The organism is Citrobacter sp. RHB21-C05 (genome assembly GCF_013889015.1).
GTDB lineage: Bacteria > Pseudomonadota > Gammaproteobacteria > Enterobacterales > Enterobacteriaceae > Citrobacter_A > Citrobacter_A sedlakii.
This window is the reverse complement of sequence record NZ_CP057611.1, coordinates 3578937-3605777: the sequence shown is the minus strand read 5'-3', so window position 1 is coordinate 3605777 and position 26841 is coordinate 3578937. Positions and strand designations below refer to the sequence as shown.

At 56.0% G+C, this 26841-nt stretch carries 23 protein-coding genes and 1 pseudogene; 14 read left to right on the top strand and 10 right to left on the bottom strand.

The genetic code is table 11. The features are described 5' to 3' along the window. Positions 1–4: 4 nt before the first annotated feature. Positions 5–1894 carry a pyruvate dehydrogenase complex dihydrolipoyllysine-residue acetyltransferase gene (aceF, locus tag HVX72_RS17210; protein ID WP_181821966.1) on the top strand — a complete coding sequence of 630 codons (1890 nt, stop codon included), beginning with the start codon at positions 5–7 and terminating at the stop codon, positions 1892–1894. A 199-nt stretch (positions 1895–2093) separates the two neighbouring features. After that, positions 2094–3518: a dihydrolipoyl dehydrogenase gene (lpdA, locus tag HVX72_RS17205; protein ID WP_042290330.1), complete on the top strand. Its 1425-nt coding sequence runs from the start codon at positions 2094–2096 to the stop codon at positions 3516–3518. An 84-nt stretch (positions 3519–3602) separates the two neighbouring features. On the opposite strand, the gene HVX72_RS17200 is transcribed toward lpdA, so the two are convergent. Together HVX72_RS17200 and HVX72_RS17195 are read right to left on the bottom strand one after the other, a co-directional pair. Further along, positions 3603–4394 (bottom strand): DUF2950 family protein, encoded by a 792-nt coding sequence (locus tag HVX72_RS17200; RefSeq protein WP_181821965.1) that lies wholly within the window; start codon positions 4392–4394, stop codon positions 3603–3605. A gap of 12 nt (positions 4395–4406) precedes the next feature. Next, a complete protein-coding gene (locus HVX72_RS17195) occupies positions 4407–5993 on the bottom strand; it encodes a DUF3300 domain-containing protein (protein WP_042289995.1) in 1587 nt (528 codons plus the stop codon). A 400-nt stretch (positions 5994–6393) separates the two neighbouring features. Here HVX72_RS17195 and acnB point away from each other — a divergent pair, with 400 nt between their 5' ends. The 6 genes from acnB to HVX72_RS17165 all read left to right on the top strand — a co-directional run bounded on the left by acnB (position 6394) and on the right by HVX72_RS17165 (position 13716). After that, entirely contained in the window at positions 6394–8991 is a 2598-nt protein-coding gene (gene acnB / locus HVX72_RS17190) for a bifunctional aconitate hydratase 2/2-methylisocitrate dehydratase (RefSeq protein ID WP_042289993.1), read from the top strand. 206 nt (positions 8992–9197) lie between these two features. Then, positions 9198–9560, top strand: coding sequence for a protein YacL (gene yacL / locus HVX72_RS17185; RefSeq protein WP_042289991.1), 363 nt, complete (start codon positions 9198–9200; stop codon positions 9558–9560). 181 nt (positions 9561–9741) lie between these two features. Then, on the top strand, positions 9742–10695 hold the full coding sequence (locus HVX72_RS17180) for a 2-keto-3-deoxygluconate permease 1 (RefSeq protein ID WP_181821964.1): 954 nt from the start codon (positions 9742–9744) through the stop codon (positions 10693–10695). Beyond that, positions 10692–11963, top strand: a complete 1272-nt coding sequence (locus tag HVX72_RS17175) for a D-threonate kinase (protein WP_181821963.1) — start codon at positions 10692–10694, stop codon at positions 11961–11963. Before HVX72_RS17180 ends, HVX72_RS17175 begins: the two co-directional genes overlap by 4 nt. Next, on the top strand, positions 11953–12936 hold the full coding sequence (locus HVX72_RS17170) for a D-threonate 4-phosphate dehydrogenase (RefSeq protein ID WP_181821962.1): 984 nt from the start codon (positions 11953–11955) through the stop codon (positions 12934–12936). The genes HVX72_RS17175 and HVX72_RS17170 overlap by 11 nt, the downstream gene beginning before the upstream one ends. 9 nt (positions 12937–12945) lie before the next feature. Next, complete coding sequence (locus HVX72_RS17165) at positions 12946–13716, top strand: DeoR/GlpR family DNA-binding transcription regulator (protein ID WP_060570714.1); 771 nt, start codon at positions 12946–12948, stop codon at positions 13714–13716. Here the strand turns inward: HVX72_RS17165 and HVX72_RS22250 are convergent. The 4 genes and pseudogenes from HVX72_RS22250 to HVX72_RS17150 all read right to left on the bottom strand — a co-directional run. Further along, positions 13691–13942: pseudogene (locus tag HVX72_RS22250) on the bottom strand (LysR substrate-binding domain-containing protein); the annotation flags it as partial. The gene HVX72_RS17165 and the pseudogene HVX72_RS22250 overlap by 26 nt on opposite strands. An 89-nt stretch (positions 13943–14031) precedes the next feature. Beyond that, positions 14032–14826 carry an adenosylmethionine decarboxylase gene (gene speD, locus HVX72_RS17160; protein WP_181821961.1) on the bottom strand — a complete coding sequence of 265 codons (795 nt, stop codon included), beginning with the start codon at positions 14824–14826 and terminating at the stop codon, positions 14032–14034. Positions 14827–14841: 15 nt separating this feature from the next. Continuing rightward, positions 14842–15708, bottom strand: a complete 867-nt coding sequence (gene speE / locus HVX72_RS17155; protein ID WP_181821960.1) for a polyamine aminopropyltransferase — start codon at positions 15706–15708, stop codon at positions 14842–14844. A 105-nt stretch (positions 15709–15813) separates the two neighbouring features. After that, a complete protein-coding gene (locus HVX72_RS17150; RefSeq protein ID WP_042289971.1) occupies positions 15814–16161 on the bottom strand; it encodes a YacC family pilotin-like protein in 348 nt (115 codons plus the stop codon). A 166-nt stretch (positions 16162–16327) separates the two neighbouring features. Here HVX72_RS17150 and cueO point away from each other — a divergent pair, with 166 nt between their 5' ends. Beyond that, positions 16328–17887: a multicopper oxidase CueO gene (gene cueO, locus HVX72_RS17145; protein WP_181821959.1), complete on the top strand. Its 1560-nt coding sequence runs from the start codon at positions 16328–16330 to the stop codon at positions 17885–17887. A 64-nt stretch (positions 17888–17951) separates the two neighbouring features. Here the strand turns inward: cueO and HVX72_RS17140 are convergent, their stop codons facing one another. Next, a complete protein-coding gene (locus HVX72_RS17140; RefSeq protein WP_042289966.1) occupies positions 17952–20342 on the bottom strand; it encodes a pyrroloquinoline quinone-dependent dehydrogenase in 2391 nt (796 codons plus the stop codon). Between the two features lie 205 nt (positions 20343–20547). Between HVX72_RS17140 and hpt the strand changes: the two genes are divergently transcribed. Next, entirely contained in the window at positions 20548–21084 is a 537-nt protein-coding gene (gene hpt / locus HVX72_RS17135) for a hypoxanthine phosphoribosyltransferase (RefSeq protein WP_042289964.1), read from the top strand. 41 nt (positions 21085–21125) lie between these two features. On the opposite strand, the gene can is transcribed toward hpt, so the two are convergent. After that, complete coding sequence (gene can, locus HVX72_RS17130; protein ID WP_042289961.1) at positions 21126–21788, bottom strand: carbonate dehydratase; 663 nt, start codon at positions 21786–21788, stop codon at positions 21126–21128. A 108-nt stretch (positions 21789–21896) separates the two neighbouring features. Between can and HVX72_RS17125 the strand changes: the two genes are divergently transcribed. The 4 genes from HVX72_RS17125 (at position 21897) to HVX72_RS17110 (ending at position 25448) form a co-directional block, all read left to right on the top strand. After that, positions 21897–22823, top strand: coding sequence for an ABC transporter ATP-binding protein (locus HVX72_RS17125; RefSeq protein WP_181821958.1), 927 nt, complete (start codon positions 21897–21899; stop codon positions 22821–22823). Next, positions 22820–23590, top strand: a complete 771-nt coding sequence (locus tag HVX72_RS17120) for an ABC transporter permease (protein ID WP_042289957.1) — start codon at positions 22820–22822, stop codon at positions 23588–23590. The genes HVX72_RS17125 and HVX72_RS17120 overlap by 4 nt, the downstream gene beginning before the upstream one ends. A 105-nt stretch (positions 23591–23695) precedes the next feature. Further along, complete coding sequence (locus HVX72_RS17115; RefSeq protein WP_042289954.1) at positions 23696–24136, top strand: PTS sugar transporter subunit IIA; 441 nt, start codon at positions 23696–23698, stop codon at positions 24134–24136. A gap of 85 nt (positions 24137–24221) precedes the next feature. Further along, entirely contained in the window at positions 24222–25448 is a 1227-nt protein-coding gene (locus HVX72_RS17110; protein ID WP_181821957.1) for a polysaccharide deacetylase family protein, read from the top strand. A gap of 3 nt (positions 25449–25451) precedes the next feature. On the opposite strand, the gene panD is transcribed toward HVX72_RS17110, so the two are convergent. Both panD and panC read right to left on the bottom strand, forming a co-directional pair. Next, entirely contained in the window at positions 25452–25832 is a 381-nt protein-coding gene (panD, locus tag HVX72_RS17105; protein ID WP_042289947.1) for an aspartate 1-decarboxylase, read from the bottom strand. A 151-nt stretch (positions 25833–25983) separates the two neighbouring features. Further along, positions 25984–26838, bottom strand: coding sequence for a pantoate--beta-alanine ligase (panC, locus tag HVX72_RS17100; protein WP_181821956.1), 855 nt, complete (start codon positions 26836–26838; stop codon positions 25984–25986). Between the last annotated feature and the right edge of the window lie 3 nt (positions 26839–26841).

Below are 26841 nucleotides of genomic sequence, written 5' to 3'. Positions count from 1 at the left end.
AATAATGGCTATCGAAATCAAAGTACCGGACATCGGGGCAGATGAAGTTGAAATCACCGAGATCCTGGTCAAGGTTGGCGACAAAGTTGAAGCTGAACAGTCGCTGATCACCGTAGAAGGCGACAAAGCCTCTATGGAAGTTCCGTCTCCGCAGGCTGGCATCGTCAAAGAGATCAAAGTCTCCGTTGGCGACAAAACCGAGACCGGCAAACTGATCATGATTTTCGATTCCGCCGACGGTGCAGCTGACGCTGCGCCTGCTCCGGCAGAAGAGAAGAAAGAAGCGGCCCCGGCGGCGCCTGCTGCAGCGGCAGCGAAAGACGTTCACGTGCCGGACATCGGCGGTGATGAAGTTGAAGTCACCGAAATCATGGTCAAAGTGGGCGACACCGTTGCGGCGGAACAGTCTCTGATCACCGTTGAAGGCGACAAAGCTTCGATGGAAGTACCGGCGCCGTTCGCAGGTACCGTGAAAGAGATCAAGATCAACACCGGTGACAAAGTGTCCACTGGCTCTCTGATCATGGTCTTCGAGGTGGCGGGTGCTGAAGGCGCTGCGGCGCCAGCAAAAGCGGAAGCGGCTCCGGCTGCTGCGCTGGCTGCGGCTGGCGGCGCGAAAGACGTTAACGTACCGGACATCGGCGGTGACGAAGTTGAAGTGACCGAAGTGATGGTCAAGGTCGGCGACAAGGTTGAAGCCGAGCAGTCCCTGATCACCGTAGAAGGTGACAAGGCGTCGATGGAAGTACCGGCGCCGTTCGCGGGTACCGTTAAAGAAATCAAAATCAGCACCGGCGACAAAGTCAAAACCGGTTCTCTGATTATGGTCTTCGAAGTGGAAGGCGCGGCGCCTGCTGCGGCTCCGGCTAAGCAGGAAGCGGCTGCTCCGGCGCCGGCGGCGAAAGCTGAAACCCCTGCTGCGGCGCCTACGGCAAAAGCGGAAGGCAAATCCGAGTTCGCTGAGAACGACGCTTACGTCCATGCCACCCCGCTGATTCGCCGCCTGGCGCGCGAATTCGGCGTGAATCTGGCGAAAGTGAAGGGTACAGGCCGTAAAGGTCGTATCCTGCGCGAAGACGTTCAGGCGTACGTGAAAGACGCGGTGAAACGCGCTGAAGCTGCACCTGCTGCAGCCGCTGGCGGCGGTATCCCGGGCATGCTGCCATGGCCGAAAGTGGACTTCAGCAAGTTCGGCGAGATCGAAGAAGTGGAACTGGGTCGTATCCAGAAAATCTCTGGTGCGAACCTGAGCCGTAACTGGGTGATGATCCCGCACGTTACGCACTTCGACAAGACCGATATCACCGATCTGGAAGCGTTCCGTAAACAGCAAAACGCTGAAGCTGAAAAACGCAAACTGGACGTCAAATACACGCCGGTTGTGTTCATCATGAAAGCCGTTGCTGCTGCGCTTGAGCAGATGCCACGCTTCAACAGCTCACTGTCTGAAGACGGTCAGCGCCTGACGCTGAAGAAATACATCAACATCGGTGTTGCGGTTGATACCCCGAACGGTCTGGTGGTTCCGGTCTTTAAAGACGTGAACAAGAAGAGCGTGACTGAGCTTTCCCGTGAACTGACCACGATCTCGAAGAAAGCGCGTGACGGCAAACTGACTGCGGGCGAAATGCAGGGCGGTTGCTTCACCATCTCCAGCATCGGCGGCCTGGGCACCACCCATTTCGCGCCGATCGTCAACGCGCCGGAAGTCGCTATCCTTGGCGTTTCCAAGTCTGCGATGGAGCCGGTGTGGAACGGTAAAGAGTTTGTGCCGCGTCTGATGATGCCGATCTCTCTCTCCTTCGACCACCGTGTGATTGACGGTGCTGATGGTGCGCGTTTCATTACCATCATTAACAATATGCTGTCTGACATTCGCCGTCTGGTGATGTAAGCAAAAAAGCCGGCCCGACGGCCGGCTTTTTTCTGGTAATCTCATGTTGTCATTGGGGTTATTGGTGCTAAAGATAAATCGTTGCCGTTTTGTTGTTTCAAAATTGTTAACAATTTTGTAAAATACGGGCGGATAGAACGACCCGGTGGACGATGGGCGACAAGACCAGGGATCGCCGGAAATCAATTAAGAGGTCATGATGAGTACTGAAATCAAAACTCAGGTCGTGGTACTTGGGGCAGGCCCGGCAGGTTACTCTGCAGCCTTCCGTTGCGCTGATTTAGGTCTGGAAACCGTAATCGTAGAACGTTACAACACCCTCGGTGGTGTCTGTCTGAACGTCGGCTGTATCCCTTCTAAAGCGCTGCTGCACGTTGCGAAAGTGATCGAAGAAGCCAAAGCGCTGGCTGAACACGGTATCGTCTTCGGTGAGCCGAAAACCGATATCGACAAGATTCGTACCTGGAAAGAGAAAGTTATCACTCAGCTGACCGGTGGTCTGGCGGGTATGGCCAAAGGCCGTAAAGTGAAAGTGGTCAACGGTCTGGGTAAATTTACCGGGGCGAACACCCTGGAAGTGGAAGGTGAAAACGGCAAAACCGTAATCAACTTCGACAACGCGATCATCGCGGCGGGTTCCCGTCCGATCCAACTGCCGTTTATTCCGCATGAAGATCCACGCGTCTGGGATTCCACTGACGCTCTGGAACTGAAAACCGTTCCTAAGCGCCTGCTGGTTATGGGCGGCGGTATCATCGGCCTGGAAATGGGAACCGTGTACCATGCGCTGGGTTCAGAGATTGACGTGGTTGAAATGTTCGACCAGGTGATCCCGGCGGCTGACAAAGATATCGTTAAAGTCTTCACCAAGCGCATCAGCAAGAAATTCAACCTGATGCTGGAAACCAAAGTGACTGCCGTTGAAGCGAAAGAAGACGGTATCTACGTTTCCATGGAAGGCAAAAAAGCGCCTGCTGAAGCCCAGCGTTACGACGCGGTGCTGGTAGCGATTGGCCGTGTGCCGAACGGTAAAAACCTCGACGCCGGTAAAGCGGGCGTGGAAGTGGACGACCGTGGCTTTATCCGCGTTGACAAACAGTTGCGCACCAACGTGCCGCACATCTTCGCTATCGGCGATATTGTCGGTCAGCCGATGCTGGCGCATAAAGGCGTCCATGAAGGCCATGTTGCCGCTGAAGTTATCGCCGGCAAGAAACACTACTTCGACCCGAAAGTAATTCCGTCCATCGCCTACACTGAACCAGAAGTGGCGTGGGTCGGTCTGACCGAGAAAGAAGCGAAAGAGAAAGGCATCAGCTACGAAACCGCCACCTTCCCGTGGGCTGCTTCTGGCCGTGCTATCGCTTCCGACTGCGCGGACGGCATGACCAAGCTGATTTTCGACAAAGAGTCTCATCGTGTCATTGGTGGTGCGATTGTCGGTACTAACGGCGGCGAGCTGCTGGGTGAAATCGGTCTGGCGATCGAAATGGGTTGCGACGCGGAAGACATCGCGTTGACCATCCATGCTCACCCGACGCTGCACGAATCCGTGGGGCTGGCGGCTGAGGTGTTTGAAGGCAGCATCACCGACCTGCCGAACCCGAAAGCGAAGAAGAAATAATCTTCCCGGTTCGATTGTAAGCCCGATAAGCAACGTGCCGTCGGGCAAATAAAAAGCGGCTTGTAAGCCGCTTTTTTGTGTCTGCTAGTTAACAGGCTTCCACGGTTCATCTTCACTGTATTGATTTATTGCCGTAACGCGCTTCTCCGTCTCTTTGCCTAAATCAGCCTGATACACCCGATCATCCTGATTCACCATAAAGCTCATGACCCCTGTCTCTCCCCACGAGACGGGCCAGGCCAGAAGAGCAAAACCTTTGTCGTTGTCGTTGGCAATTACGCGGAACCGATAACCATGGTAACCCTCGGCGTGACGATCGGAACTGAACGCCGGGCCTAACGGGCTGGGCCTTTCGCCTGGCCGCGTTGGCCAGTAAAGCCCATCCTGCTGACCTTCGCTGCTGATCAGTCTGGTCGCGAACATCTGCTTGCGCTGCCAGTAATCATACTGGGCATCCACATAGGCGCGCATGGCCTGAATAGCCGATAGCTCATTACGGCCAATGGCGCGCGTGAGGATCTCCTCCTGAGCGGCGGCCATATCGAAATGCCATCCCGCTGCGGACCTCACGACAGGAACAGGAAGCTGCCAGCCTTCTTTCCCCACGTTCAGATGCGCAACGTTGTTGTTTTGCACCACCTGATGGCTGATTTTCCAGTCGCGGTTAAAACGCGCGACCGCTTCCGGGTCGGCGCCCTCCGGCGGGAGAAATTGCCGCCAGTTATCCCCTAAAAGCGCGGTGAGCTGCGTGTCGTTTTTACTGGCGATTGCGGAGGCGAAGGCGTTGGCCGCCTCGTCCGGCGAGGCGAAGTTCTGCTGCGCATAGCCCATCAGCGGCAGTGAGAACAGAAGGGCGCTAAACAAGATATTTTTCATTATCGGCTCCGATCAACGACGACGAAATTCATGATGCTCAGATATATGTTCACGCGCGGTGGCGCGCTGCTCATCGCTTAAGTGGCTGATACGACGGCTTTCCTGACCGCGTCGCTGCTGCGATTGCCAGTCTGGCGAACGGCTGTCGTTGCCGCTAAACACATTGGCATGATGTTGCCGGAACGTCTGGCGCTGCTCAGGCGTGGCGGAGGCGATTCGCTGACGCGCGTTGTCCCTCTGCTGTTCTGAAAGCGGGTGCTGCTGTACCTTCGTTTTACGCGCTTCACGGTGCTGTTGCTGCTGCCCAACTGTCGGTTTATGTACCGTCTGGTGATGAGCGCTGGCGCGATCCGTATCGTAGCCGCGGTAATTATTGCGCTGGGCAATCTGGTTTAACTGCTGCGAGGCGGCGTTACGCTGGACGTCACGTGAAGATGTCTGACGCTGTTGCAACTGCGCCATTGCCGCCTGGCGCTGGCTGTCACGGCTGGCTGGAGCGGGCTGCGGCGTTGCGCTTAACCCACCGCTGACGCTGGTCTGATGAAAACGCTGTGCGGTGGCGCTGTTGCGGTAGGGAACGCCGTCACGGTATGCCGGATTATGGCGCCAGGTCAGATTCTGTTCTTTCAGGTTCTGCCCGGTGATACGGTTGAAGTTGTTAACGTTAATGTTGATGTTATCGCCGTTATGCTGATAGCCGTCATGATGAGAGTCACCATCATCATGATGGTGATGATCGTCATCATGGTGGTGGTCATCGTCGTCGTCCCAGTCAATATTGCTGAACAGCGCGTAAGTGGTGGCAACGCCGAGGCTGTAACCGAAGCCTCGTACAAAGCTGCTGGCGAACTGCTCTCCCGGAGGCGGCGGCAGGTAGACGGGCGGATAAGCCGTATTTGGCCAGGCGCCGTACACCGTTGTGGGGTTGTAGTTGGGTACGTAGACGACCTGCGGGTCTGCCGGTTCAATTTTAATGACCGTCGGCGTGGTCGACTGCACGTTCGTGGTCTGGGACGTTGACGAGGCCTGTGTGGCGACGTTTTTCTTTGGCGTACTGGTGACGGTTTGCTGCGGCGTGGATTTCAGTGAACCCGTCTGCTGCGCCAGTTGACGCAGTCGCTGTACCGCATCCATCACATCCTGCGGTTGCGCCAGAAAGGCGTCGCCCAGATTTTGCACCCATTCCGGGTTTTCTCCCATCAACGCCATCAGTTGCGGAAACGCCACCAGTGATTTCACGCTCGGGTCCCAGGGTTGTCCGGAAACGGCCTGAATCGCAGCATCGCCCTGCAACGTGGGATTATCACGCGACCATTGTACCGCCTGCACCACGTTTGCCGGGTAGGTGGCGGCCATTAACACCTGGGACAGCAGCGGATCGGGATACAGCGCCACGGGGGCGACCCATTGATCGATTTGCGCGGTGGTAAATGTGGGTTTCGCCACCGGCGCGGCGGGAGCAGGCGCAGACGCGGTGACAGGAACCGGCTGAGTGGGGGCTTCTGGCGTCCGGCTTTTTACATACATCACGCCGGATGCGGCGAATAACCCAGCGCTACAGACCAGCGCCAGCACGTGGGGTTTGAAGGGCAACGTCATTTTCTTACTCCCGATTCCTGAAGAAATCGCTATGGTCGAATTGCTGCCACCCGCAGGTGCAGTGTTGCGGGAGTATAAAGAGACGATAGTTTAATTTTTGACTAATCTTGGGATCGTTACAGTAGAGTGATTATTAAAATCGAAAATAATGTATCCACTCGTAACAGTGCTTCCTCCCCTTTAAGGGATACCGAAAAGCGCATTAGACCATCCTTAACGATTCAGCCACTTTTTTATGTTGCTTTTTTGTAAACACATTAACACCCCACTAAAATCCTGTTATTCTGCCCGTTGCGGTACCGGGCATTTACCCTACTAACTGCTGTCTCACAGGAGCGTGAAGAAAATCGCCCATCGATAAAAGCGCCGCACTATGACAATGAGAGCGAGGAGAACCGTCGTGCTAGAAGAATACCGTAAGCACGTAGCTGAACGTGCCGCCGAGGGGATTGTGCCCAAACCCTTAGATGCAACCCAAATGGCCGCGCTCGTCGAGCTGCTGAAAAACCCGCCTGCGGGTGAAGAAGAATTCCTGTTAGACCTGTTAATCAACCGTGTTCCCCCTGGCGTCGATGAAGCCGCCTACGTTAAAGCGGGTTTTCTCGCTGCCGTCGCCAAAGGCGAAACGACCTCCCCGCTGGTTACGCCAGAAAAAGCCATCGAACTGCTTGGCACCATGCAGGGTGGTTACAACATCCATCCGCTGATCGACGCGCTCGACAACGACACGCTGGCGCCGATTGCCGCCAAAGCGCTGTCCCATACCCTGCTGATGTTCGATAACTTCTACGATGTGGAAGAAAAAGCCAAAGCGGGTAACGTATTTGCAAAACAGGTGATGCAGTCGTGGGCGGATGCCGAATGGTTCCTGAACCGTCCGCCGCTGGCCGAAAAAATGACCGTTACCGTCTTTAAGGTGACCGGTGAAACCAACACCGACGATCTCTCTCCGGCACCGGACGCCTGGTCCCGCCCGGATATCCCGTTGCACGCGTTAGCGATGCTGAAAAACGCCCGTGAAGGTATCGAACCGGATCAGCCTGGCGTGGTCGGTCCGATCAAACAAATCGAAGCCCTGCAGCAAAAAGGCTTCCCGTTGGCCTACGTCGGCGACGTTGTGGGGACCGGCTCTTCCCGTAAATCCGCCACCAACTCTGTGTTGTGGTTCATGGGCGATGACATTCCGCACGTGCCGAACAAGCGCGGCGGTGGCCTGTGCCTCGGCGGTAAAATTGCTCCTATCTTCTTTAACACCATGGAAGACGCGGGCGCGCTGCCAATTGAAGTGGATGTGAGCAACCTGAACATGGGCGACGTGATTGACGTTTACCCGTACAAAGGGGAAGTGCGTAACCATGAAACCAATGAACTGCTGGCCACGTTTGAGTTAAAAACGGACGTGCTGATCGACGAAGTGCGCGCCGGTGGCCGTATCCCGCTGATCATCGGTCGTGGCCTGACCACCAAAGCGCGCGAAGCGCTGGGCCTGCCGCATTCAGACGTGTTCCGTCAGGCGAAAGACGTGGCGGAAAGCAGCCGCGGCTTCTCGCTGGCGCAGAAAATGGTTGGCCGCGCCTGCGGCGTAACCGGTGTCCGTCCTGGCGCGTACTGCGAGCCGAAGATGACTTCCGTTGGTTCTCAGGACACCACCGGCCCAATGACACGTGATGAACTGAAAGACCTGGCGTGCCTGGGCTTCTCCTCTGATCTGGTCATGCAGTCCTTCTGCCACACTGCGGCGTATCCGAAGCCGGTCGACGTCACCACGCACCACACGCTGCCAGACTTCATCATGAACCGTGGCGGCGTGTCGCTGCGTCCGGGCGATGGCGTGATCCACTCCTGGCTCAACCGTATGCTGTTGCCGGATACCGTGGGCACCGGCGGTGACTCCCATACCCGTTTCCCGATCGGCATCTCCTTCCCGGCGGGCTCCGGCCTGGTGGCGTTTGCCGCGGCGACCGGCGTGATGCCTCTCGACATGCCTGAGTCCGTGCTGGTGCGCTTTAAGGGCAAAATGCAGCCGGGCATCACCCTGCGCGATCTGGTTCATGCGATCCCGCTGTATGCCATCAAACAGGGTCTGCTGACCGTTGAGAAGAAAGGTAAGAAAAACATCTTCTCTGGCCGCATCCTGGAAATCGAAGGTCTGCCGGATCTGAAAGTCGAGCAGGCGTTCGAGCTGACAGACGCCTCTGCCGAGCGTTCTGCTGCCGGTTGCACCATCAAGCTGAACAAAGAGCCGATCATTGAGTATCTGAACTCCAACATCGTCCTGCTGAAGTGGATGATTGCGGAAGGCTACGGCGATCGTCGCACTTTGGAACGCCGTATTCAGGGCATGGAAAAATGGCTGGCGGATCCGCAGTTGTTGGAAGCCGATGCTGACGCAGAGTACGCGGCGGTAATCGACATCGATCTGGCGGATATCAAAGAGCCGATCCTGTGTGCGCCAAACGATCCGGACGATGCGCGTCTGCTTTCCGACGTACAGGGCGAGAAGATCGACGAAGTGTTTATCGGTTCCTGTATGACCAACATCGGTCACTTCCGTGCGGCCGGTAAGCTGCTGGATGCGCACAAAGGCCAGTTGCCGACCCGTCTGTGGGTCGCGCCGCCAACCCGCATGGATGCCGCGCAGCTCACGGAAGAGGGCTATTACAGCGTCTTCGGTAAGAGCGGCGCGCGTATCGAAATTCCGGGCTGTTCGCTGTGCATGGGTAACCAGGCGCGCGTGGCTGACGGTGCGACGGTGGTCTCCACCTCTACCCGTAACTTCCCGAACCGTCTGGGGACCGGGGCGAACGTCTTCCTGGCCTCTGCGGAGCTGGCGGCGGTTGCAGCGCTGATCGGTAAACTGCCGACGCCGGAAGAGTATCAGACCTATGTGGCGCAGGTGGATAAAACCGCTGTCGATACTTACCGCTACCTGAACTTCGACCAGTTGTCTCAGTACACCGAGAAAGCTGACGGGGTGATCTTCCAGACGGCAGTGTAGTTTTGATGGTTTTCCCGTGCCGGACAGGCGTTACGCCGCCATCCGGTACGGGTTAATCTGACGGCTGCGCTTATCAGGCCCACAGGCTGAGACAACCCATCGCAACGGCGGTGGGTTTTTTTATTTTCATTCCTCCCGCCTCTCACGCTTTTTTTCTTCCTCTCTGCTGCGATAATTAGCTCAAGGGCTTTGCAGAGGAACACCTTATGGATTACGAATTTCTGCGCGATGTTACCGGTGGGGTAAAAGTGCGTATGTCGATGGGCCACGAAGTGGTCGGGCACTGGTTTAATGAAGAAGTGAAGGATAACCTGGCGTTGCTCGATGAAGTGGAACAGGCCGCACGCGCGGTAAAAGGCAGTGAACGTTCCTGGCAGCGGGCGGGTCATGAATACACGCTCTGGATGGACGGCGAGGAGGTGATGATCCGCGCAAACCAGCTGGAGTTTACGGGCGATGAGATGGAAGAAGGCATGAACTACTACGATGAAGAGAGCCTGTCGCTGTGCGGCGTGGAGGATTTTCTTCAGGTGGTGCGGGCTTATCGGGATTTTTTAGCGCAATCCTGAGTGAATTCAATCATCCACAAGGCCGGACGCCAGTGTCCGGCTTTTTTTTAACCGTAAAAGTCCTTGTTGATTTTTATTAATCATTTTGAATCTGTGATCTGGCGCGTTTGTGCTTTAAATTTGATTAAATATAATCTTTGTGATTTTATTTAATCACAACATAACAACAGGCGGGAAGACCATGAACATCAAAAAGGCAATAGAACGCGTACCCGGCGGCATGATGGTTGTGCCACTGGTGATCGGCGCCATTATCAATACCTTTGCCCCACAGGCGCTGGAGATCGGCGGGTTCACCACCGCGCTGTTCAAAAACGGCGCGGCGCCGCTGATTGGCGCCTTCCTGCTCTGTATGGGGGCGGGGATTAGCGTGAAAGCCGCACCTCAGGCGCTGTTGCAGGGCGGTACGATAACCCTGACCAAACTGCTGGTCGCCATTGCGATTGGCCTGGGCGTTGAGCATCTGTTCGGTGCGGAAGGGATCTTCGGCTTAAGCGGCGTGGCGATCATTGCGGCGATGAGTAACTCAAACGGCGGGCTTTACGCGGCGCTTGTGGGGGAGTTTGGCAACGAGCGTGATGTCGGCGCTATTTCCATTCTGTCTCTGAATGACGGGCCGTTCTTTACGATGATCGCGCTGGGCGCGGCGGGTATGGCGAACATACCGATCATGGCGCTGGTCGCGGTGCTGGTTCCGCTGGTGGTGGGGATGATCCTCGGTAACCTTGATCCCAACATGCGCGACTTCCTGACCAAAGGGGGGCCACTGTTGATCCCATTCTTCGCGTTTGCGCTGGGTGCGGGGATCAACCTTGAAATGCTGCTGCAGGGCGGTCTGGCAGGCATTCTGCTTGGCGTACTGACCACCTTCGTCGGCGGTTTCTTTAACATTCGCGCCGACCGTCTGGTGGGGGGAACCGGCATTGCCGGCGCGGCGGCCTCCAGCACCGCCGGGAACGCGGTGGCGACGCCGCTGGCGATTGCCCAGGCAGACCCGTCGCTGGCGGAAGTAGCTGCCGCAGCCGCCCCGCTGATTGCCGCATCGGTGATCACAACCGCGATTCTGACGCCTGTCCTGACCTCGTGGGTCGCCAAAAAGCAGGCGCGTCAGGTCGCTGAGGAGGAAAAAGCATGAAGATGATCGTTATCGCCGACGACTTTACGGGCTCTAACGATACCGGCGTGCAGTTGGCGAAGAAAGGGGCGCGCACCGAGGTGATGCTGACGCCGGAGCAAAAGCCTTCGCGTCGCGCGGATGTGCTGGTGATCAACACCGAAAGCCGCGCGATACCCGCAGAGCAGGCGGCGAAAGCGGTAGCGCAGGCGTTAGCGCCCTGGTGCGAAGGTGAGACGCTCCCGCTGGTATACAAGAAAATTGATTCCACCTTTCGCGGCAACGTCGGCGCGGAAGTGACGGCGGCGATGCGTGCCGCCAACCGGACGCTGGCGGTGATCGCGGCGGCGATCCCCGCTGCCGGGCGCACCACCCGTGACGGATTATGTCTGGTCAACGGTACGCCGCTACTGGAAACCGAATTTGCCAGCGATCCGAAAACGCCGATTCTCTCCTCGCGCATTGCGGAGCTGATTGCGCTACAAAGCGATATCCCGGTACGTGACGTGTCGCTCGATGACGTGCGACGCGGACAGCTCAGCGCGTTGCTGAGGGCTTTTGCCGCCGAGGGGGAATGCATGGTGGTGGTCGATGCGGTAGAAGATCGCGATCTGTCGCTGATTGCCCAGGCTATTTGTGAACAGGCTACGCTGCCGCTGTTGGTCGGCGCTGCCGGACTGGCGAACGCGCTACCGGTCAGAATGTTCATGCAGGAGAAGCAGGAACTGCCGGTGCTGGTGGTGGCCGGATCGATGAGCGAAGCCACGCGGCGGCAGGTTGAAAAAGCGCTCTGCCAGGCGCGCGCCAGCGTGGTGGACATTGATGCCTCACGGCTGATTTCGGCGCAGGCCGAACAGGAAATCGCCGCGCTGGTGGAGCAGGCCTGCGCGCTGCTCGGCCGCCAGCAGCACACGATTCTCCGCACCAGCCGGAGCGCGGACGATCGGCAGATGATCGACGCGCTGTGTACTGAAGCAGGCGTGAGCCGCCAGCAGCTTGGTGAGATGCTCAGCCAACGCCTCGGGACCATTACGCTGCGCATTATCGAACAGGCGCGTATTGGCGGGCTGTTCCTGACCGGAGGAGATATCGCCACTGCGGTTGCCAGCGCGCTTGGCGCGGAAGGCTATCGCATCCAGAGCGAGGTCGCGCCCTGCATTCCCTGCGGGACGTTTGTGAACAGCGAAATCGACGACCTTCCGGTGATCACGAAAGCAGGCGGATTCGGTTCAGACAGCACCCTTTGTGATGCGCTTTATTTTATTGAGGAGATGTACAGTGGTAACTAAAACAATTGCGATTACGATGGGCGATCCGGCGGGTATCGGTCCGGAAATTATTGTCAAAGCGCTTTGTGAAGATGAACTTAACGGCGCGCCGCTGGTGGTGGTGGGATGCCTGCAAACCCTCAAACGTTTGCAAGCCAAAGGGCTGGCGGAAGGGGTGACCTTTCGCGCGATTGACGGTGTCACGCAGGCGCGATTTACGCCGGGCGTGATTCACGTCATCGACGAGCCGCTGGCGCAGCCGGAGGCGCTGGAGCCAGGTAAAGTGCAGGCCGAGGCGGGCGATCTGGCCTACCGTTGCGTAAAACGTGCGACAGAGCTGGCACTGAAAGGCGATGTACACGCCATCGCCACCGCGCCGCTGAATAAAGAAGCGCTGCATCTGGCGGGGCATCATTACCCGGGACATACCGAACTGTTGGCGACGCTTACCGAAAGCCGTGACTATGCGATGGTGCTTTACACCGACAAGCTGAAGGTGATTCACGTTTCGACCCATATTGCGTTACGCAAGTTTCTCGACACCCTCAACGGAAAACGCGTGGAGACGGTCATCGGCATCGCGGATCGCTTCCTGAAGCGTGTTGGTTTCGCCCAACCGCGCATCGCCGTTGCCGGGGTCAATCCCCATGCAGGTGAAAACGGTCTGTTTGGCGATGAAGAAATTCGCATTGTGTCGCCAGCCATTGAAAACATGAAGGCGAAGGGAACAGACGTTTACGGCCCATGTCCGCCGGACACCGTGTTTTTACAGGCGTACGAAGGCCAATATGACATGGTGGTGGCGATGTACCACGATCAGGGGCATATTCCGCTCAAATTGCTCGGTTTCTATGATGGCGTGAACATCACCGCCGGTCTGCCGTTTATTCGTACCTCTGCCGATCACGGGACGGCGTTTGATATCGCCTGGACGGGAAAAGCAAAATCTGAGAGCATGGCCGTATCGATTAAACTGGCAATGCAACTGGCGTAATTTCCTGTTATGAAAGGACAACACCGTCTGGATAAGATTGTGGCGTATTTGAAAAATCATACGCTGGTGACCGTGGAACAGCTGGTAGATGCGGTAGAAGCATCGCCCGCGACGATCCGACGCGATCTGATCAAGCTGGATGAACAGGGCGTGATCAGCCGCAGCCACGGCGGTGTTGCTCTGCGACGCTTTGAACCGGCGCAACCCACAACCAATGAAAAGCAATTACGATCGCCTGCTGAAAAGCGGGCGATCGCGCGTTTTGCCGCCTCAATGGTACAGGCGGGCGACGCAGTGGTGTTGGACGCCGGCACCACCATGCTGGAGTTGGCAAAATGCCTGACTCATCTGCCGCTCAGGGTGATCACCGTCGATCTGCATATCGCCCTGTTTTTGTCCGAGTTTCGCCAGATTGAAGTCACCATTGTAGGTGGCCGCATTGATGACAGCAGTCAGTCCTGCATCGGCGAGTTTGGTCGCAAAATGTTGCGTAGCGTCTATCCCGATATCGCCTTCATGAGCTGTAACACCTGGAGTATGGAAAAGGGCGTCACGACGCCGACGGAAGACAAAGCAGGGCTGAAGCAGGAGATTATCGCTAACGCCCAACGCAAGGTTCTGCTGGCCGACAGCAGCAAATATGGCGCGCATTCGCTGTTCAACGTAGCGCCGCTGAGCCGTTTTACCGATGTGGTGACCGATGTAAATCTGCCCTTCCCTGTCCAGGCTGAGCTGAAAGCCCACTCCGTGGCTCTTACGCTGGTACAACCTGAAATTTAAAGGGAGCGATCACCGCTCTCAGGGCGGGCGACACGTTGCGACGCGGATAATACAAAAACGCCCCTTCCAGGCCCAAACTGTGGTTCTGTAGCGTCCGGATGAGCCTGCCGTGGGCTAAATCTTCACGAACTCACTCCTTGGGGACGTAGGCCAGACCGGGGCCTAATCTTGCCGCCTGCGCTTCCATATCACTGTCAGATAGCGCCCATCGTCCCTGGCGGGGCCGACCACGGCCATGTCCATATTGGGTGAAACACTTCGGGCGAAACACAGAACCGATTTGCCGGATGACGCCATCCGGCACGTTGGTAAACGTTACACCGCCGGGATATTGCGCCCGTAGTAAATCTCACGCATCTCTCTCCAGAGCGCCGCGGTAATGTCTTTGCGCTCGGCTTCGGTCAGATCTTCCGGACGGGTATGGAACATATAGTGCTTAAGATCGAACTCTTTAAGCAGCATTTTGGTATGGAAAATATTTTCCTGGTACACATTGACGTCCACCATGTCATACAGCGACTTCATGTCTTCAGACATAAAGTTCTGAATAGAGTTGATCTCATGGTCGATGAAGTGCTTCATGCCGTTAATGTCGCGGGTAAAGCCGCGAACACGGTAGTCGATGGTCACGATATCGGACTCAAGCTGGTGGATCAGGTAATTTAGCGCTTTAAGCGGGGAAATCACGCCGCAGGTTGACACTTCGATATCCGCGCGGAAGGTGCACAAACCGCCTTCCGGATGGCTTTCCGGGTAGGTATGCACGCAGATGTGACTTTTATCGAGATGGGCGACCACTGCTTCCGGTAGGGGACCTGGATGCTCGGTGTTATCGATAAGCCGCGGATCGACGGGTTCTTCGCTCACCAGAATGGTGACGCTGGCGCCCTGCGGTTCGTAGTCCTGACGGGCGATGTTCAGAATATTGGCGCCAATGATGGAGCAGGTTTCTGACAGGATTTCGGTCAGACGATTGGCGTTATACAGTTCATCGATATAGGCGATGTAGCCGTCGCGCTCTTCGGCGGTTTTGGCGTAGCAGATATCATAAATACAAAAACTCAGACTTTTGGTCAGGTTGTTAAAGCCATGCAGTTTCAGTTTTTTCAATTTCTTATCTTCTCCTTAGGACGACGAGGCGGTCAGTGCGTCTAGCAGATACTGGGGTAAGGCAAAGGCTGCTGTATGGATAGCCGGATTGTAATAGCGGCACTTCAGACCTGAGCTGTGAAAACGCGCCTGGATGATTTCGGTCGACAGGCTACGTAGCGCGTCGTTATCGGACGCCCAGGCGAAGGTCATGATGCCGCCATAATAGGTGGGAATTGCTGCCTGATAAAACCCGACGTCGGCGAAGTAATGGCGGAGCTTGCGGTGACTGTCGACAGCTTCGTCCTGTTGCAGGAAACATACGCCGTTCTGGGCGACAAAGATCCCGCCGGGGGTCAGGCAGCGTTTGCAGCCTTCGTAGAACGCCGAGGTGAACAGGCTCTCGCCGGGGCCGATCGGATCGGTGCAATCGGAGATGATCACATCAAAGGTTTGCTGCGTCTGGTTGACGAAATTAACGCCGTCGTCGATCACCAGGGTAAAACGCGGATCGTCATAGCTGCCAGCGTTGTGCGCAGGCAGATACTGGCGGCAGAAAGAGACCACGCCCGCATCGATCTCCACCATGGTGATGGTTTCAACGTTTTTGTGGCGGGTGACTTCACGCAGCATCGCACCGTCGCCGCCGCCAATAATCAGCACGTGTTTCGCGTGGCCGTGGGCCAGTAGCGGAACGTGAGTCATCATTTCATGATAAATGAACTCATCGCGCTCGGTAGTTTGCACCACCCCGTCCAGCGCCATGACGCGGCCAAAGGCGGCGTTTTCGAAGATGATCAGATCCTGATGTTCGGTCTTCTCGTGATAAAGCACGTTATCGACGGCAAAGTACTGTCCAAACTGGTCGTGTAGCGTTTCATGCCACTGCTGTTTGTCGGCCAAAGGTTGATACCTCCATTGTTAACACCCGTTAAAAAGGGCGCAACATAATAGCTAACTATGACCGCGGATGCACGGTCATGATGTCAACAACAGGGTAGCATGATTTTATTTGACGTAGGCGAGCAGGCTCAGCGAGTCGCGCGCCAGCGCTTTGCATTTTTTAGCGACGGGAATACCGATACCGCTCAGATCGCGATAGCTGTCTTCGCCGAGCGATTTCATATCGAAGGAGTCGTAATTACTGAGGTCCCACTGGTTTTGCTGAGCAAAAAAGACCAGCGCGCGCCGAATTTGCCCGTTGGGTAAATTCTGGTAGCCGCAGTCATTTTTCAGAAAAACAAAAACGGCTGTTAAATCGGCCATATCTTCGGCTTCAGATTCACTGAGCGCATAACTGTTCGCGCAAACAGCCATCAGACTGCTGAACAGCACGGTTCTGAAAAACGTCTTCATTGCTTCTACCACGGCATCACGGAAACTAAACGTTAGCACACTGTTGGCAAGGCGACGACTTTTATTATTGTTCAGCGTGATGTCATAAACTTGACCTTCCCGTAAGGGGAGGGTCTATGCTCAAGGATTGGGCTGTTTTCGCCTGCTGCAAAATAAGGAAGTGATTATGCAACGTCGTGATTTCTTAAAATATTCTGTGGCGCTTGGGGTGGCGTCGGCTTTGCCGCTGTGGAGCCGCGCTGTTTTTGCCGCTGAGCGCCCTGCGCTTCCCATTCCGAATCTTCTGACTCCCGATGCCCGTCATCGTCTCTCGTTGACGATTCAGGCAGGGCAGTCAACGTTTGCCGGGAAGACGGCGACGACCTGGGGTTATAACGGCAACGTGCTTGGTCCGGCCCTGAAATTACAGCGCGGTAAAACGGTGACGGTGGATATTCATAACCAACTGGCGGAAGAGACCACGGTGCACTGGCATGGGCTGGAAGTGCCCGGCGACGTGGATGGCGGCCCGCAGGGCATTATTCCCGCCGGGGGAAAACGCACCGTGACCTTTACGCCCGAACAGCGCGCGGCGACCTGCTGGTTTCATCCCCATCAGCATGGCAAAACCGGGCGTCAGGTGGCGATGGGGCTGGCCGGTCTGGTGATGATTGAAGACGACGAGATCCACACACTGCTGTTGCCGAAACAGTGGGGCATTGACGATGTGCCGGTCATTGTTCAGGACAAGCGCTTTACCGACGCCGGGCAGATAGACTATCAACTGGACGTCATGACTGCCGCCGTCGGATGGTTTGGCGATACGCTGCTGACCAATGGGGCGCTTTACCCACAACATGCTGCGCCGCGCGGCTGGCTGCGTCTGCGTCTGCTCAACGGTTGTAACGCCCGTTCGCTTAATTTTGCGACCAGCGATAAGCGTCCATTCTATGTCATTGCCAGCGATGGCGGCCTGTTGCCTGAGCCGGTAAAAGTGGCTGAACTGCCGATGTTGATGGGCGAACGCTTTGAGGTGCTGGTGGACGTGAGCGACGGTAAGCCGTTCGACCTTGTGACCCTGCCCGTCAGCCAGATGGGGATGGCGGTCGCGCCGTTTGATAAGCCGCACCCGGTGATGCGCATTCAGCCAGTGGCGGTAAACGCCTCCGGGACGCTGCCGGACACGCTCGCGACATTGCCAGCCCTGCCGTCGCTTGACGGGTTGACCGTACGTAAATTGCAGCTATCTATGGACCCGATGCTTGACATGATGGGCATGCAATTGCTGATGAAGAAGTATGGTCCGCAGGCGATGTCGGGTATGAATCATGGCCAGATGCAGGGGCATAAGGGCCATATGCAGCACGGCGGTATGGATAAGATGAACCACGGCGGGCATGTTGACTTCCACAATGCCAATATGATCAACGGCGTCGCCTTTGACATGAACAAACCGATGTTTGCCGCCAGCAAAGGACAACATGAACGTTGGGTGATTTCTGGCGTTGGCGACATGATGCTGCATCCGTTCCATATTCACGGTACGCAGTTCCGTATTCTGTCAGAAAATGGACAGCCGCCAGTGGCGCATCGCCGCGGATGGAAGGACACGGTTCGGGTTGAAGGCGGGGTGAGTGAAGTGTTAGTGAAGTTCGATCACGACGCGCCAAAAGAACATGCTTATATGGCGCATTGTCATCTGCTGGAACATGAAGATACGGGGATGATGTTAGGATTTACCGTATAAAAATGCCGGGGGCGGCTGTGATGGCGCCCCCGGCGGTATGCCCGGCGTTACCCGGGCATAAGCGTTACTTCTCGCCGTCCGGTAGGGCATACGCGACAATATAGTCGCCCATCTTCGTACCAAACGAACCGTGACCCCCGGCGGAAATCACCACGTATTGCTTACCGTTGACCTCATAGGTCATCGGCGTCGCCTGGCCCCCTGCGGGCAGACGACCCTGCCACAGTTTTTCCCCGTTGCTCATGTTATAAGCTCGCAGGTAGTTATCGGCAGTGGCGGCAATAAACAGCACGTTACCGGCGGTTGAGATAGGTCCGCCGAGCATCGGCATTCCCATATTAAAGGGAACCGGAACCGGCATCGGGAACGGCATACTGTCCTGCGGCGTACCAATGCGTTTCTTCCAGACGATTTCGTTGGTTTTCAGATCCAGCGCTGAGATATACCCCCAGGCCGGTTGCTTACACGGCAGACCAAACGGTGACAGGAACGGATTCAGCGTCACGCCGTAGGGCACACCGTACTGTGGCTGAATACCCGACTCGGTGCCGGTGCCTTTGGCGTCTTTCGGCTGCTCCATCGGGTTACCCGGACCACGCGGGATCAGCTTCGAAACGAACGGCAGCGCCATCGGGTTGGCAATCGCCACCTGACGGTTGGGATCGACGGAGATACCGCCCCATTCGAACATCCCGAGGTTACCCGGGAACACCAGCGTACCCTGCTCAGATGGCGGGGTGAAGATACCTTCATAGCGCAACTGGTGGAACATCACGCGGCACACCAACTGGTCGAACATGGTGGCGCCCCACATATCCGCACCGGTCAAATCTTTCGTCGGACGGAAGCTCAGCTCGGAGAACGGCTGGGTTTTGGTGACGTAGTCGCCTTTTGCGGCGCCCTGCGGTACCGGGGTTTCCGGCGCCGGGACGACCAGCTTGCCGTTACGACGGTCAAGGACAAAAATGTTGCCGGTTTTCGCCGGGGCGTAGACAACAGGCACGGTCTGGCCGTTGACGGTAATATCCGCCAGCGTCGGTTGAGCGGGCAGGTCCATATCCCACAGATCGTGGTGAACGGTCTGATAGCTCCACGCGAGCTTACCGGTAGTGGCATTCAGCGCCAGAACGGAGCTGGCGTAGCGTTCCTGCTCCGGCGTACGGTGGCCGCCCCAGATATCCGGCGTGGAGACGCCCATCGGCAGATAAACCAGGTCCAGCTTCGCATCATAGGCCGCAGGCGCCCACGAGTTCGGTGAGTTAAAGGTGAAGGTGTGCTCATCCGAAGGAATGGCATTTGGATCTTTCGCACCCGGATCGAACGCCCACAGCAGTTTACCGTTGTTAACGTCGAAACCGCGGATCACTCCGGACGTTTCGCGGGTGGAGAAGTTATCGGTGACCGACCCGGCAATCACAATCGTTTTATCGGTAATGATTGGCGGCGAGGTCGGTTCGTACAGACCCGGCGTTTGATCCGGCATATTGGTTTGCAGGTTCAGCACGCCTTTGTTGGCAAAGGTTTCGCACAGCTTGCCGTTTTCCGCGTTCAGCGCAATCAGACGTCCATCGTTTACCGGCAGGATGATGCGGCGCGGACAGTCGGCAATCACTTCCGGAGAGGCTGTGTCGGCCTTCGCTTCATGGTAGGAGACGCCGCGGCAGGTGACGTGCTGGAAAGACTCGTTCGGTTTCAGTTCCGGGTCGTAATGCCATTTCTCTTTCCCCGTCGCCGCATCCAGCGCGAACAGTCGCTGGTGGGCGGTGCACAGATACAGCGTGTCACCCACTTTGATAGGCGTGACTTCGTTAGTCAGTTCGCCCGGATCGTCCGGCTGCTTCAGGTCGCCGGTACGAAACACCCACGCTTCCTTCAGCTTGTGGACGTTATCGGCGTTAATCTGCTTCAGCGGGGAATAGCGCTGGCCTTCCTGGTTGCGCCCGTAGGCAGGCCAGTCACCGTCAGCCACCGGCGAGATAGGCTCGGCTGGCGTCGACTCGGCGCTGAGCGTGCCGTCAATTTCCTGCGGATCGTTGAAACCCGCCCAGGTCAGGATCCCGCCGCTGATCAGCAGGGCGACCAGCAGGGCGGCGACCGCGCCGCCGGAAGGAATTATCAGGCGACGCCAGACAAAAGGTAAAATCAGCCAGATGCCGAAGAAGACAAGAATGTCGCTGCGCGGCGTCAGCGCCCAGAAGTCGAAGCCGACTTCCCATACGCCCCAGATCAGAGTGGCGAGCAGCAGAGCGGCATACAGCCACAGCGCGGAGCGCTTGCTGCGCCAGAGCAGCCAGGCGACGCCCAGCATCGCCAGACCGGCGATCGGGTAGTACCAGGAGCCGCCGATAGCGACCAGCCAGCCGCCGCCGATCAGTAAATACAGCCCGCAGAGCGCGGCAAAGAGGGCCGTTAGCGTCACGAGAAGCCGTGGCGAACGTGCATTGTTTTCAGCCATAAAAAGACACCATCTCAATTTGTTAAATTTTTAATAGCAATTAATTATAGGATTTAACATGTGTGATCGTCATCACAAAATGAGCTTTATCAACAGATGCCGCGAATAAATACTTTTACTGGTATACTGCGTGCCTTGCATTTCGATGCCGGTTCATCTGGAGCAGGCATTGAGTGATTTGTTTTTAAATCATATGGTTAGAGATATGAAACATACTGTAGAAGTCATGATCCCTGAAGCGGAGATCAAAGCGCGTATTGCCGAACTGGGTCGTCAGATTACTGAACGTTATAAAGACAGCGGCAGTGAAATGGTGCTGGTGGGTCTGCTGCGGGGGTCATTCATGTTTATGGCGGACCTGTGCCGTGAAGTGCAGGTATCTCATGAAGTCGATTTTATGACCGCCTCCAGCTACGGTAGCGGCATGTCTACTACCCGAGACGTGAAAATCCTCAAAGACCTGGACGAAGATATTCGCGGCAAAGACGTGCTGATTGTGGAAGATATTATTGATTCCGGGAATACGCTGTCGAAAGTGCGCGAGATCCTGGGGCTGCGCGAACCGAAATCGCTGGCGATCTGCACTCTGCTGGATAAACCCTCCCGTCGTGAAGTGAACGTGCCGGTGGAATTTATCGGTTTTTCGATTCCGGATGAGTTCGTGGTGGGCTACGGCATTGATTACGCGCAGCGTTATCGCCATCTGCCGTATGTCGGTAAAGTGGTTCTGCTGGACGAGTAAGCGAAGACATGCCGGATGGCGTTGCCGCCCGGCATGGTCAATTAGCGGTGATTGATGTGTTTCTTACTGAGGTTAGACACGCCCTGACGATACCGCTGTTCCAGCGACTCGCGGTTGGTGGCCGTCACTTCCAGATCGCGCAGCAACCCGTCGTGAATACCGTACGCCCAGCCGTGAATCGTCACTTTCTGACCGCGCTTCCACGCCGACTGCATGATGGTGGAATGGCCCAGGTTGTACACCTGTTCCATTACGTTCAGCTCACACAAGGTGTCCATCCGACGCTCCTGCGGCATTTCACCGAGCAATGAGCTATGTTTGAACCAGATATCGCGGATGTGCAGCAGCCAGTTGTTGATTAAACCCAGTTCCGGGTTTTCAACCGCCGCCTGCACGCCGCCACATCCGTAGTGGCCGCAGATAATAATGTGTTCAACTTCCAGCACATCGACGGCATACTGCACCACAGAGAGGCAGTTGAGATCGGTGTGGATGACCAGGTTGGCCACATTACGGTGAACAAATAATTCGCCCGGCTCGAGTCCGGTTAAACGTTCTGCGGGAACGCGACTGTCGGAACATCCAATCCATAGAAAGCGCGGTTTCTGCGCTTGCGCCAGTTTCTCAAAAAATCCGGGATCCTCTTCCACCAGCATTTTTGACCATAGTGCATTGTTGCTGATGAGTGTATCTATGTCTTTCATGGAGGTTAACGACCTGTAACCAAATAAGTGCGTTGGGCTAATATAGGGCAACTCCGCGATTATTTAAACCACATATAAAGTGTAAGAACGTAAGGTAAGTAAAAATTTATGACCATTGCACTGGAACTTCAACAACTTAAAAAAACGTATCCGGGGGGCGTTCAGGCGCTGCGCGGTATCGATTTGCAGGTCGAAGCGGGTGATTTTTATGCGCTTCTGGGACCAAACGGGGCAGGAAAGTCGACCACCATCGGCATCATCAGTTCGCTTGTTAACAAAACGTCCGGGCGCGTTAGCGTGTTTGGCTACGATCTTGAAAAAGATATCGTCAACGCCAAACGCCAGCTGGGACTGGTGCCGCAGGAGTTTAACTTCAACCCTTTTGAGACGGTGCAGCAAATTGTCGTGAATCAGGCGGGGTACTACGGCGTCGAACGTAAAGAAGCGGTCGAGCGCAGCGAAAAGTATCTGAAACAGCTCGATTTATGGGAGAAGCGTAACGAACGCGCGCGGATGTTATCCGGCGGGATGAAGCGTCGCCTGATGATCGCCCGCGCCCTGATGCATGAGCCGAAACTGTTGATTCTTGATGAGCCAACCGCCGGGCTGGATATTGAGCTTCGCCGCTCAATGTGGGGTTTTTTGAAGGATTTAAACGACAAAGGCACCACGATCATTCTCACCACCCACTATCTGGAAGAAGCGGAAATGCTGTGCCGCAACATCGGTATTATTCAGCATGGCGAGCTGGTGGAAAACACCTCAATGAAGACTCTGTTGTCGAAGTTGAAATCCGAAACCTTCATTCTCGACCTGGCGCCGAAAAGCCCGCTGCCAAAGCTGAACGGCTATCAATACCGGCTGGTGGATACCTCCACGCTGGAAGTGGAAGTCCTGCGCGAACAAGGGATCAACAGCGTGTTCAGCCAGCTCAGCGAGCAGGGCATTCAGGTATTGAGCATGCGTAACAAAGCGAACCGCCTTGAGGAGCTGTTTGTGTCACTGGTTCATGAAAAACAAGGAGATCGCGCATGATGCAGCTTTACTGGGTCGCGCTGAAAAGTATCTGGGCGAAAGAAATTCATCGCTTCATGCGCATCTGGGTGCAGACGCTGGTGCCGCCCGTTATCACCATGACGCTGTATTTTATTATTTTTGGTAACCTGATCGGTTCGCGAATCGGCGAAATGCATGGCTTCAGCTACATGCAGTTTATCGTGCCGGGCCTGATCATGATGGCGGTCATTACCAACGCCTACGCGAACGTTGCCTCTTCGTTCTTCAGCGCCAAGTTTCAGCGCAACATCGAAGAACTGCTGGTGGCGCCGGTGCCTACCCACGTCATCATCGCCGGGTTTGTCGGCGGCGGCGTGGCGCGTGGTTTATGCGTGGGTATTCTGGTGACGGCGATTTCGCTGTTCTTCGTGCCCTTTCAGGTGCATTCGTGGGTGTTTGTCGCACTGACGCTGGTGCTGACCGCAGTACTGTTTTCGCTGGCGGGTCTGCTTAACGCCGTGTTTGCAAAAACCTTCGACGATATCAGCCTGATCCCAACCTTCGTGCTGACGCCGCTGACCTATCTGGGCGGGGTGTTCTACTCCCTGACGCTGCTGCCGCCGTTCTGGCAGGGGCTGTCGCATCTGAACCCTATCGTCTACATGATCAGCGGCTTCCGCTACGGTTTCCTCGGCATTCACGATGTGCCGCTGGTGACCACGTTCGGTGTGCTGGTGGTGTTTATCGTCGCGTTTTATCTGCTGTGCTGGACGCTAATCCAGCGCGGTCGCGGCCTGCGTAGCTAATGGCCTCATTCCCCTCTCCGTTCGGGGAGGGGATAACATTTGACCGCTGTCATCATTCTCTATTTATCACCCTGATAAACTACTTGCCTGCTAAGGAGGCGAACAATGTTAGGCTGGGTGATTACCTGTCATGACGATAAAGCAGAGGAACTGCTGGAGCGTCTGGAAACGAAATATGGCCCACTGGCGCAATGCCGGGCGGTGAATTTCTGGCGCGGTCTGAGCGCCAACATGCTGAGCAGGATGTTGTGCGATGCGCTGCACGAAACGGATACCGGCGACGGCGTCATATTTTTAACCGATACGTCTGGTGCTGCGCCGTATCGGGTGGCGTCACTGATGAGCCACAAACATCCCCGTTGTGAAGTCATTTCCGGCATCCATTTTCCCCTGCTGGAGCAGATGCTCCCCTTCCGCGCAACGATGAGCAGCGAGGCGTTTCGCCATCATATTGTGTCGCGTGGCGCGCCGGAGGTAACCAGTCTCTGGCATCAGCAGCAAAAGAATCCACCGTTTGTGCTGTTGCACGATCTGTATGACTGCTAGCGCCTGACGGGACAGGCGCTGGGGCATTTTGATCACAGAGATGAATTGATACAATCCTCGCGTTGTCTCTTTCCCGGTTCGTGTCATGAAAAAATACCTTCTCTTTCTGCTGCTGTGTGTCTCTACAGTCGTCAGCGCGGCGTTGCCTGCCCGTTATATGCAAACCACCGAAGATGCGGCGATCTGGGCGCAGATTGGCGACAAAATGATAACGGTGGGGAACATTCGCGCCGGGCAAATCCTTGCGGTCATCCCCGTGGCGGCTGACTATTATGAATTTTCATTTGGCTTCGGAACCGGCTTTATCGATAAAGGGCACCTGGCGCCGGTACAGGGCAAACAGCGGGTTGAAGACAGCTTAGGCGATCTCAATAAGCCACTCAGTAACCAAAACCTGGTGACCTGGAAAGCGACGCCCGTTTACAACGCCCCGAATGTGGGCAGCGCGCCGTTTGGCGTGCTGGCGGAAAACTTACGTTATCCCGTCATCAGTAAGCTGAAGGATCGGCTTAACCAGACCTGGTATCAAATCCGCATTGGCGAGCGGCTGGCCTGGATAAGCGCGCTGGATGCCCAGGAGGACAAGGGGCTGCCGGTGCTCACTTACCACCACATTCTGCGTGATGAAGAAAACACCCGCTTTCGTCATACTTCGACAACCACCAGCGTGCGGGCATTCAGTAACCAGATGACCTGGCTGCGGGACCAGGGTTACGCCACGCTTACGATGGCGCAGCTTGAAGGGTATGTGCGCAATAAAATGAACCTGCCCGGGAAGGCGGTGGTCATTACCTTTGATGACGGTCTCAAGTCCGTCAGCCGCTATGCGTATCCGGTGTTGAAGCAGTACGGCATGAAGGCCACCGCGTTCATTATCACCTCGCGCATAAAAGGTCGACCGCAGAAGTGGGATCCACGTTCGCTACAGTTTATGAGTGTTTCCGAGCTTAACCACATCCGTGATGTTTTTGACCTTCAGTCGCATACCCACTTTTTGCATCGGGTTGATGGCTATCGTCATCCCATTCTGTTAAGCCGCAGCCACCATAATATTCTCTTTGATTTCAAACGTTCACGCCGGGCGCTGGCGCAGTTTACGCCGCAGGTGCGTTACCTTTCGTATCCGTTTGGCGGTTATAACGCGACGGCGGTTAAGGCCGCGAAAGACGCCGGATTTCATCTGGCGGTGACGACGGTAAAAGGGAAGGTTAAGCCGGGAGATAATCCGTTATTGCTGAAGCGCCTGTACATCCTGAGAACGGACTCGCTGGAGACGATGTCGCGGCTGATCAGCAATCAGCCGCAGGGGTAGATATCAGGCAACCTGAACCGGAATGGCTTTTGCGGTGCGTTTCATTTCATTGTCGCCTTCAAAGTAGGCGACATTTGGCCGCCAGCGGCGCGCTTCTTCGTCGGACATGGTGACGAAGCTGGCGATGATCACAATATCCCCCACGCTGGCGCAATGCGCCGCCGCGCCGTTGACGGAGATAATGCGCGAACCGCGCTCGGCGGCAATTGCATAGGTGGAAAAGCGTTTGCCATTCGATACATTCCAGATATCGATAGCTTCATTTTCAAGGATCCCGGCGGCGTCGAGGAAATCCTGATCGATGGCGCAGGAACCTTCATAGTGCAGGTCCGCCTGAGTCACTTTCACGCGGTGGAGTTTGCCCTGCAGCATAGTGCGAATCATAACGTCTACCTTAAAATATTCGTCATCATTCAGGCTGTCCCTGTACAGGACGCCTGAGAAGATTGATGAGTATGTACTGTCGTTAACCCGGCAGGGCGCGCCCTGCCTTGAGAATTTTCGCAGGCAGTATTGCCCGATTTTTAACCCCTGTCTACTGGGTTAATGTTACCGTCTGGTTGTCAATCAGGCGCGCCTGTCCCAGCCACGCGGCCACCAGAATGACCGCCCGCTGGCTGGTTTCCGTCAGCGCAAGCAGGGTGTCGGCGTCGCGGATCTGAATATCATCGGCGCGGAAACCTTTCTCATTCAGGGCTTTTTCCGCAAGGGCGATCATTTCATCCAGTTCGCGCTCGCCGGCCTGCAGTTTTTCACCAATCTCACACATGACCTTGTATAAACCCGGGGCGATTTTGCGCTGCTCCGCGGTCAAATAACCATTGCGTGAACTGAGGGCTAAACCGTCTTTGGCGCGAATAATTGGTACGCCGACGATTTCAATGTCGTAGCCCATATCGGCCACCATTTTGCGGATCAGCGCCAGTTGCTGAAAATCTTTTTCACCGAAACAGGCGATATCCGGCTGAACGAGGTTAAACAGCTTGCTGACGATGGTGGAAACGCCGCGGAAATGGCCCGGGCGGCTGGCGCCCTCCAGCATGGTGGAAAGACCTGGAACCTCAACATACGTCTGGCCTTCGGTGCCCTGCGGGTAGATTTGATCGGCTGCTGGCGCGAAAACAAAATCGACTTTACGTTTGTTCAGCTTCTCACAGTCCTCCTGCAGCGTGCGCGGATAACGCACCAGATCGTCCGGGCGGTCGAACTGCATCGGATTAACGAAGATGCTGACTACCACGATATCGGCGCGGGCATTCGCTTCATCAACCAGCTTCATATGACCGTCGTGCAGGTTGCCCATGGTTGGAACCAGCGCAATGCGTTTTCCTTCCTGGCGGGCTCTGCGGATATGCTGGCGCAGCAGCGGCAGGGTTTCAATTATCAACACAAC

Bases quoted from the DNA above. Each gene is read 5' to 3' on its own strand.
- cueO (WP_181821959.1), top strand. From the start codon at position 16,328: ATGCAACGTCGTGATTTCTTAAAATATTCTGTGGCGCTTGGGGTGGCG.
- HVX72_RS17140 (WP_042289966.1), bottom strand. From the start codon at position 20,342: ATGGCTGAAAACAATGCACGTTCGCCACGGCTTCTCGTGACGCTAACG.
- aceF (WP_181821966.1), top strand. From the start codon at position 5: ATGGCTATCGAAATCAAAGTACCGGACATCGGGGCAGATGAAGTTGAA.
- HVX72_RS17150 (WP_042289971.1), bottom strand. From the start codon at position 16,161: ATGAAGACGTTTTTCAGAACCGTGCTGTTCAGCAGTCTGATGGCTGTT.
- can (WP_042289961.1), bottom strand. From the start codon at position 21,788: ATGAAAGACATAGATACACTCATCAGCAACAATGCACTATGGTCAAAA.
- panD (WP_042289947.1), bottom strand. From the start codon at position 25,832: ATGATTCGCACTATGCTGCAGGGCAAACTCCACCGCGTGAAAGTGACT.
- HVX72_RS17115 (WP_042289954.1), top strand. From the start codon at position 23,696: ATGTTAGGCTGGGTGATTACCTGTCATGACGATAAAGCAGAGGAACTG.
- HVX72_RS17175 (WP_181821963.1), top strand. From the start codon at position 10,692: ATGAAGATGATCGTTATCGCCGACGACTTTACGGGCTCTAACGATACC.
- lpdA (WP_042290330.1), top strand. From the start codon at position 2,094: ATGAGTACTGAAATCAAAACTCAGGTCGTGGTACTTGGGGCAGGCCCG.
- HVX72_RS17110 (WP_181821957.1), top strand. From the start codon at position 24,222: ATGAAAAAATACCTTCTCTTTCTGCTGCTGTGTGTCTCTACAGTCGTC.
- yacL (WP_042289991.1), top strand. From the start codon at position 9,198: ATGGATTACGAATTTCTGCGCGATGTTACCGGTGGGGTAAAAGTGCGT.
- HVX72_RS17180 (WP_181821964.1), top strand. From the start codon at position 9,742: ATGAACATCAAAAAGGCAATAGAACGCGTACCCGGCGGCATGATGGTT.
- HVX72_RS17195 (WP_042289995.1), bottom strand. From the start codon at position 5,993: ATGACGTTGCCCTTCAAACCCCACGTGCTGGCGCTGGTCTGTAGCGCT.
- HVX72_RS17125 (WP_181821958.1), top strand. From the start codon at position 21,897: ATGACCATTGCACTGGAACTTCAACAACTTAAAAAAACGTATCCGGGG.
- HVX72_RS17200 (WP_181821965.1), bottom strand. From the start codon at position 4,394: ATGAAAAATATCTTGTTTAGCGCCCTTCTGTTCTCACTGCCGCTGATG.
- HVX72_RS17120 (WP_042289957.1), top strand. From the start codon at position 22,820: ATGATGCAGCTTTACTGGGTCGCGCTGAAAAGTATCTGGGCGAAAGAA.
- hpt (WP_042289964.1), top strand. From the start codon at position 20,548: ATGAAACATACTGTAGAAGTCATGATCCCTGAAGCGGAGATCAAAGCG.
- HVX72_RS17165 (WP_060570714.1), top strand. From the start codon at position 12,946: ATGAAAGGACAACACCGTCTGGATAAGATTGTGGCGTATTTGAAAAAT.